This is a genomic window from Arthrobacter sp. 49Tsu3.1M3 (genome assembly GCF_900168135.1).
GTDB lineage: Bacteria > Actinomycetota > Actinomycetes > Actinomycetales > Micrococcaceae > Arthrobacter.
Window position 1 is genome coordinate 103,526 of the sequence record NZ_FUZD01000013.1, and the last position, 7,106, is coordinate 110,631.

Genomic DNA, 7,106 nt, shown 5'->3' on the forward strand with positions numbered 1-7,106 from the left:
GAGCCTCAACAACGGGCCGGGATAAACTTCAACTTTTGCTCAAGAAAACCTGTTAGCCTGAATCCCATTGTTACACCTGTGGCTTGCGTCACATACCGTGACGCGTGGGGTCAGTGCTTCTCACGCGTCAATTGGTCTTAGAAGCTGGGGTTATGTTGGATTCACCGGGTCAGCTCCGCGCTGTGGTTGTAGATGGCGACGACGACGTGCGACTCCTCATCTGCCGGACACTTCAGTTGCAGGGCTTCGCCGTCTTCGAGGCCAGTTCCGGAGCCGAAGGCCTCCTGAAGATCCAGGAACACCGGCCGGACCTCGTCACGCTGGAACTGGACCTTCCGGATCTGGACGGCGTGGAGGTGTGCCGTCGGCTGCGCAAATTCTCCGACGCCTACGTCGTCATGATCACTGCCCGGTCGGACGAGATCGACGAGGTGATGGGACTGGAGATCGGTGCGGATGATTTCGTTCGGAAGCCGCTCAGCCCCCGCTCGGTTCAGGCCCGGGTCATGGCAGTGATGCGGCGCCACCGGCCAACCTCGCAACGCCCCACGCCGCGGCGCCGTGCAACGGATTTCATGCCGGCCGCTTTTACACCGCCCGCTCCCGCGGACTCAGCGCACCGCGACTCAGCGTCCGGTACACCCGGGGCGCCCGGTGCTCCCGGGGTGCCTCCCCGTCGTCGTGCGAGCGACGTCGGCGCCGTCCCCCCGGTCTCCTTGCCGGCCAGCGCGGCCGCGCCCGCAGCGTCCGGGGAGCAGCCGCCCGAGTCCACCGCAGCCACAGGTTCCGGCATCCGGCACACGGATGCCCACGGCGTCCTCCGGCACGGGCCGCTGGTTGTCGAGGCCGAGGGCCGGGTGGCGTCCCTCCATGGCGTCGAGCTGGAATTGACGCGCACCGAATTTGATCTCCTGGAGGCCCTGGCCGGGGCACCGCGTCGCGTGTGGACCCGGAAGGCCCTGTTGACCCAGGTCTGGGGCAATGAATGGCCCCGGGAGGAGCACCTCGTGGAGGTGCACGTCGGCAACCTACGCAAGAAGCTGGGCGACAAAGGCCGCGAACCGCGGTTCATCCGCACGGTGCGCGGCGTTGGCTACCGCATGGCGCCGGCGGAAGCAGCGGGCGTTCCCGCAGACCGGCGCGGAATCCAGGATCACGCCTCCGCCGGTTAGCGCGGCTTCCGCCAGATCGCCGTCAGTACGACGACGACGAACAGGGCAGAGGCGCCGTAGAGCAGTACCGACTGGGCAATCGGCTCACGCAGCGCCCTGATGCCGTGGCCCAGATATGGCACGACTCCGGCCTGCGTGTAGACGTAGTCCTCGGACAGCACCGCAGTCCAGGGGTCTGGTCCGGCGTTCGCGTCACCCTTGGTGGTCACCGACGTCGCGCCGGCATCGTCCCGCTTGATGCTCGCCACCCGATGGGTTTCAATCCGGTGATCGTCAATTGGGATGCTGTAGGTGATGACGTCGCCGACCTTCAGCTCAGAGACCGGCGTCCTCACGCTGACGACGACGTCCCCCGGGTTGATCCCCGGCGACATGCTTCCCGTGAGCATGGTGGACGTCTGGTAGTTCAGGAAACGCGGCCCGACGGCGAGGAAGACGAATATCAAGGCAGCGGCGACGAGGAGGAGCGTGAGCACAACACTCCCGGCGGCACCTGCCGCCTTGGACAACAGGAGCCCGCGGGCGGGCGGCACCGGTCGGGCCCGATGTCGTCCGTGGCTGGATACGGATTGGTCCTGGACTGGACCGCCCTGCACGGTGCCGTCTGCTGAGGGGAGGTCGGTAGAGTCCCTGGAATCTGCAGTGATTGCTGCGCTCACGGGACGGTACCTCCTGCCGGTGTTGCTGCTACGGGTAAAACCGGGGGCTCAGTCCGGCCGAGACCAGGCTGTACTGAGCCCCCGAGCATGGTTTACTTGGCGCCTGCCTGGCGGAAGGTGGCATCGAAACTGAATTTGATGGAGCTGTTCTTGCCTTGGAAGGTGTTGTCCGCCGCGGCCGGAACCGACATGGTGACGCGAAGGAAGTCGGTGCTGCCTGCAGTTAGGGACTTCAGCGTATTCGGCAGCGGATTGACCCCGACCACCCGACGAAGGGACAGGACAGTGGTAGGCGCACCGGCCGAGCACGTGTAGGTGAAGGACGGGGACGCCCCGGCTTCAGTCCACGCCACGGGACAGCTCTCAATCAGCAGCTGCAGGCCGTTAATGGCGTCCGTGTCCAGAATGGACGACGTCGTGGCGGTGGTAGTAAGGGTAAGCCCCGTCAGGTTCTGGTCGCCATTGTTGACCAGGGTAACCGCGCGCTGCATGGAGTCGCCCGGAATGGTTCCTGTGGCCGCCACGTTGAGCCGGTCGTTGGTGCCACCGGCCAAGTTCACGGTGGCGGAATTGACCGCTGCGGAAGCCGACGTGCTGGCGGTGAAGCCACCGTACGTGCCCATCCCGGCCACGCCGGCGGCCGCGGCGAGGAGCGCTGCGGAGGCAAGGACCTTGCTGGAGGTGGAATTGAGGTTGAGACCCATCAGAGTTCCGTTTCGTGGGGCCGGCCGTGGCGGGCCGGGCGACGTATGTAGCATCCGCCAGCCCCTGGCTGACCCTTACAACGATGCCCGGCCCAGTTCAAGGCAAGGCTTCAGCGGGCGACAAGATCGGTTCAAGTTTTCCTCAAGCCTGTCCGTGGCGCTTCCCGAAGGCTGGCAGACTGGCTTCATGACTGTTCTGCTGGCCGGTTGCGGCGATCTTGGCACCGAGGCCGGGCTGCGTTTCGCGGCGGCCGGCCACCGCGTGGTGGGGTGGCGCCGCTCGCCGGAGAAACTCCCGGCCGACATCGAGGGAGTCGCCGCTGACCTTGGCTCCGCTGAGCTGCCGCCCATCCCGGCGGACACCACCGCCGTCGTCGTCGCGATTGCCGCGGATTCCCCGACCGAGGAGGCGTACCGTGCCGCCTACGTGGACGGGCTGTCGAACGTCCTCAACGCGGTCCTCGCCGCCGGGGCAAACGTCCGCCGGGTCCTGTTTGTGTCCTCGACCGCCGTCTACGGAGATGCCGGCGGCGGCTGGATTGATGAACGCACGACGCCGGAACCCGGCGGGTTCTCGGGCCGCATCATCCGCGAGGCAGAGGAACTCCTCCACAGCCGCCTGCGCGGCACCGGCATAACCCCCGTTGTGTTGCGGCTCGGCGGGATCTACGGCCCTGGCCGGACGCGCCTGATCGACCAGGTGCGCGGCGGAACCGCGGTCATTCCTGCCGCGTCGCGTTTCACCAACCGGATCCACCGCGACGACGCCGCCGCCGCAATCGTCCATCTATGCACCATGGGCACGGTTCCGGCGTCGGTCTATCTGGGCGTGGACAATGAACCGGCCGAACTTGGCGACGTGCTGGAGTTCCTGGCGGCGGAACTGGGACTCCCCCGGCCGCCGGCAGAGTCCACCGGTGCCGCGGGCGCGCCGGAGGGCAGCACCACCGGCGCTTCGGCGGCGGGCGCTGGTGCCGCGGGTGCGGCGGGCGGCAAAGCGGCGGGTGCATCGGGCGGCAAAGCGCCGGGTGGCGAACCCTCGCGGGGCGGAAATAAGCGGGCCAGCAACGGACTGCTCCGCAGCACCGGCTTCGAGTTTCAATACCCCAGTTTCCGAGAAGGCTACCGAGCCGTTCTCGCCGGCATCGGCGTCCGGCACCCCTAAAGTTTGAATCTCACCGCCCACTTTCTCCGAGGGGAACAATGGATTTTCAGCACATCATCGAGTCGGCCGGCGGCCTCATGGACTTCGCCGGGGTGGCCGTCATGGTGCTCGGCGCCCTCGTGTCCATTCCTATGGCGCTGCGCGGATTCCAGCCCCGGCGCCTGCCGGCGGGTTCGGCACCGTTGTCCTTCTACCGTTCGTACCGGCAACTGCTGGGACGGTCCATCCTTCTCGGCCTGGAGTTGCTGGTCGCGGCCGACATCATCCGGTCTGTCGCCATCACACCGACCTTCGAGAGCGTCGGCGTACTGGCCGTTATCGTGCTCATCCGGACTTTCCTGAGTTTCTCACTCGAACTGGAAATCTCCGGCCGGTGGCCCTGGCAGTCTCAACCCGCGGGCTCCTCGACCCCGTCGGCGGCCAGCTGAACCCTTTCGAGTGTCGGCGGCGCCAGTTAGGCTCGGGGCATGACAGACACCGCGCGTTCTCTTGCCCCCAAAGCCACCGAACTGCTCCGTCTCCACCACGCACCGGAAATTCTCCAACTCATCAACGTCTGGGACGCCATCACGGCAAAAGTGGTTGCCGACGTTCCGGGGACCAAGGCGTTGGCCACGGCCAGCCACTCCATCGCTGCGTCCCGCGGCTACGAAGACGGCGAGAACATCCCGCTGGACGAAATGATCGCCGCCGTCGGGGTCATTGCCGCCGCCACGTCGCTGCCCGTCAGCGCTGATCTCGAAGCGGGCTACGGCGATCCCGGCGAAACTGTACGCAAGGCGATTGGCGTCGGCGCTGTCGGAGCCAACATCGAGGACCAGATGCGCCCGCTCGCCGACGCCGTTGCACAGATGAGCGCTGCAATCCGCGCCGCCGAGGCCGAGGGCGTCGACTTCGTCCTCAACGCCCGCACCGACGCCTTCTTGAAGGGCAAGGCCCGGGACCCTTCTGCGGTGCTTGCCGACGCCATTGAACGCGGCCAGGCCTTCCTCGACGTCGGCGCGACCACGGTGTTCGTGCCGGGCCTGCTGGACGAGCCGACTGTCACCGCGTTGGTGGAAGGCATTGGGTGGAACAAGGTCTCGGTCATCAATGTGCCCGGATCCCTGGCACCGGCCAAATTGCAGGAACTTGGCGTGGCGCGCATTTCCTACGGCCCGTGGACCCAGCGCGTGGCGCTGACAGCGTTGGCCGATGCCACAGCGGCTTTATTGGACGGCGGAGCCCTTCCGGAGGGCACCAGGGCACTGAACTGACCCTGCTTCCTGAACTCTCCGCCGATGCCGAGCGACTCCGCCGGCCCACCGATGTTCATGATGCCGACCGGTCCTTACGCTGCCGACCGAAGACCGTGCCAACCGACCCTGCCGGCCGACCCTGCCGACCGAAGGGAGCTGATCCGATTGGGCGTTGATCCTTGGCCGGCTGCACCCGAGCTTCCGGAGCCAATCATCATGGACCAGCGGTGGCTGGATGCCGTCTTCCTGCACTGGCGCATTCCTGAGGCAGTGGCGGCGCGGTTCATGCCACCGGGCGTCGCGCCGGACGTGTTCGACGGATCCGCCTGGGTGGGGCTGATCGGCTTCCGCATGCAGGGTGCCGGCCTTGGTCGCGGCCCCGGCATCCCCTATTTCGGCAGCTTCAACGAGATCAACGTGCGCCTCTACTCCCGCGAGCCGGACGGCACCCGTGGTGTAGTTTTCCGCAGCCTGGATGCCTCACGCTTGGCGGTGGTGCTGACCGCGCGGGCGGCCGGGGTTCCTTATGTGTGGTCGCGGGCGAGCTACATGGGCGCCGATGAGTTTGCCGGATCGGCGTCGGCTGGGTATTCCGTGCGGCGCCTTCGGGGCGGCACCCGTAGCGATTTCTCGGTCGCCCCCGAACCCGACGTCGCAGCCACCGACGCGCTGTCGATCCACCTCACGGCCCGGTTCGGTCTGCATTCACGGTTCAGGGGCAGGACCATCTTTGTGCCCAACACGCACAGTGCATGGCCGCTGTACCGCGCGCAGCTGATCGGCCTTAAGGACCAACTGGTGCGCGCCGCGGGAATCGAGGTGGCCGGTCAACCCGAATCCGTACTCTTCTCGCCCGGAGTCCACACTCAGTTCGGCCGCCCACGGGTCTTGAACAGCACGACATGAAACCTGCCTGATTGCCCGTCGATCCGTGGGCAAGTGGCACCGCGGTCTCAGAGTGATCACGCATGATGCCCTCCTAATATTGTCGGAGCTCTCAAATAGACTCGAGCCATGGAAGCCGTCAGGGATTTCATCAGGGATTTCACCGCCTGCGGGGACGGGGCGCAGGGCACGGACCGGGGCGCAGCCCCAGCCCGGCAACCCGGTATGGACGCCGCCCTGGCCGCCCTGGCCGCTCTGCGGGCGGTGGGTTCGACGGCGGCGCAGGATGCGGGCTCGTGGGGATTCCAGGCCGCGTCGGACTTCGCCGGCAGCGTGGAGGAACTCTCCCGCACGGTGGAGTATCTGCAGCTCGTCGCGGCGGCCGCCGTGGACCGGACCAGGAAGCGATCCGCCGCGGCCACGGGGGCTGCGGCGGGGGCGGTCACCGCGTGGACCACCGGCTGGCGCGAGAGCCCCGCCGGGTGGCAGACCGGCGCACCCGGAACCGCGGAACCCGCCGGTGACTCCGCTGAGGCGACTCCCTTAGGCACGTCCGTTGCGGCGGCGCCCGCCGACAACACCTTGACGGAGGAGCCTGCCGGCATCTGCCTGGCCTCGGCTCCTGCCGACGAGTCTGAAGCGGCGGCTCCCGCCGGAACCCCCTCCTCCTCGGCTCTCTCAGGCGCGTCCGTTGCGGGGGCGCCCGCCGGAATCCCCTTCCCCTCGGCTCACGCCGGAACCCCCGCAACGGCGGCGCCTGCGGTGCCGGAATCGGTGCTGGATGACGGGTACCGGAACACGGTGGAGTTCCTGCGGGCGCGGCTGCGGATCGGCGCCGCGGAGGCCAGGCGCCGGCTCTGCCTGGCCGACGCGCTGCTGCCCCGGCAGGGACTCGCCGGCCAGCCGGTCCCGCCCGTGCACCCGGAGCTCGGAGCCGCCGTCGCGGCCGGCGAGGTCGCGTCCCGGGCCGCGACCGTCATCACGCTCGCCCTGGACCGGGTCCGGCACAGCTGCCTCCCCGAGGCCGCGGCGGCGATGGAGCACGCCCTGACCCGCACCGCGGCCGAGAACGACGCCGACTTCCTCGCCCGCGTCAGCCGCAGCTGGGCCGAGGCCCTGGACCAGGACGGCGCCGAACCCTCCGAGGAACTGCTCCGCCAGCTCCAGGGCGCCTTCCTCCGCAAACCCCGCCACGGCCTCCAGCACCTGGAAATCTTCGCCACCACGGACCAGTTCGAACACCTGATCACCGTGATGAACACCGCCACCAACCCCCGCACCGG

General features: G+C 67.9%; 8 protein-coding genes. 6 read left to right on the forward strand and 2 right to left on the reverse strand.

Annotated features, from left to right (window positions below):
* The first annotated feature begins 152 nt into the window (after positions 1-152).
* Entirely contained in the window at positions 153-1,172 is a 1,020-nt protein-coding gene (locus B5X90_RS21420) for a response regulator transcription factor (protein ID WP_256860244.1), read from the forward strand.
* Here the strand turns inward: B5X90_RS21420 and B5X90_RS14340 are convergent.
* Together B5X90_RS14340 and B5X90_RS14345 are read right to left on the reverse strand one after the other, a co-directional pair.
* Positions 1,169-1,648, reverse strand: coding sequence for a signal peptidase I (locus tag B5X90_RS14340; RefSeq protein ID WP_079554181.1), 480 nt, complete (start codon positions 1,646-1,648; stop codon positions 1,169-1,171). The two genes, B5X90_RS21420 and B5X90_RS14340, sit on opposite strands and share 4 nt — an antisense overlap.
* A 275-nt stretch (positions 1,649-1,923) precedes the next feature.
* Positions 1,924-2,535, reverse strand: coding sequence for a hypothetical protein (locus tag B5X90_RS14345; RefSeq protein WP_079554156.1), 612 nt, complete (start codon positions 2,533-2,535; stop codon positions 1,924-1,926).
* Between the two features lie 187 nt (positions 2,536-2,722).
* Here B5X90_RS14345 and B5X90_RS14350 point away from each other — a divergent pair, with 187 nt between their 5' ends.
* The 5 genes from B5X90_RS14350 to B5X90_RS14370 form a co-directional block, all read left to right on the forward strand.
* On the forward strand, positions 2,723-3,700 hold the full coding sequence (locus B5X90_RS14350; RefSeq protein ID WP_079554158.1) for an SDR family oxidoreductase: 978 nt from the start codon (positions 2,723-2,725) through the stop codon (positions 3,698-3,700).
* A 38-nt stretch (positions 3,701-3,738) separates the two neighbouring features.
* Complete coding sequence (locus tag B5X90_RS14355; protein ID WP_079554160.1) at positions 3,739-4,128, forward strand: DUF1622 domain-containing protein; 390 nt, start codon at positions 3,739-3,741, stop codon at positions 4,126-4,128.
* Positions 4,129-4,167: 39 nt separating this feature from the next.
* Positions 4,168-4,956 carry an isocitrate lyase/PEP mutase family protein gene (locus tag B5X90_RS14360; protein WP_079554162.1) on the forward strand — a complete coding sequence of 263 codons (789 nt, stop codon included), beginning with the start codon at positions 4,168-4,170 and terminating at the stop codon, positions 4,954-4,956.
* 198 nt (positions 4,957-5,154) lie between these two features.
* On the forward strand, positions 5,155-5,844 hold the full coding sequence (locus tag B5X90_RS14365) for a YqjF family protein (protein WP_079554164.1): 690 nt from the start codon (positions 5,155-5,157) through the stop codon (positions 5,842-5,844).
* 108 nt (positions 5,845-5,952) lie between these two features.
* On the forward strand, positions 5,953-7,106 hold a 1,154-nt coding region (locus B5X90_RS14370), incomplete at its 3' end, for a DUF222 domain-containing protein (protein WP_256860246.1).

Bases quoted from the DNA above. Each gene is read 5' to 3' on its own strand.
- B5X90_RS14360 (WP_079554162.1), top strand. From the start codon at position 4,168: ATGACAGACACCGCGCGTTCTCTTGCCCCCAAAGCCACCGAACTGCTC.
- B5X90_RS14355 (WP_079554160.1), top strand. From the start codon at position 3,739: ATGGATTTTCAGCACATCATCGAGTCGGCCGGCGGCCTCATGGACTTC.
- B5X90_RS14365 (WP_079554164.1), top strand. From the start codon at position 5,155: ATGGACCAGCGGTGGCTGGATGCCGTCTTCCTGCACTGGCGCATTCCT.
- B5X90_RS21420 (WP_256860244.1), top strand. From the start codon at position 153: ATGTTGGATTCACCGGGTCAGCTCCGCGCTGTGGTTGTAGATGGCGAC.
- B5X90_RS14345 (WP_079554156.1), bottom strand. From the start codon at position 2,535: ATGGGTCTCAACCTCAATTCCACCTCCAGCAAGGTCCTTGCCTCCGCA.
- B5X90_RS14350 (WP_079554158.1), top strand. From the start codon at position 2,723: ATGACTGTTCTGCTGGCCGGTTGCGGCGATCTTGGCACCGAGGCCGGG.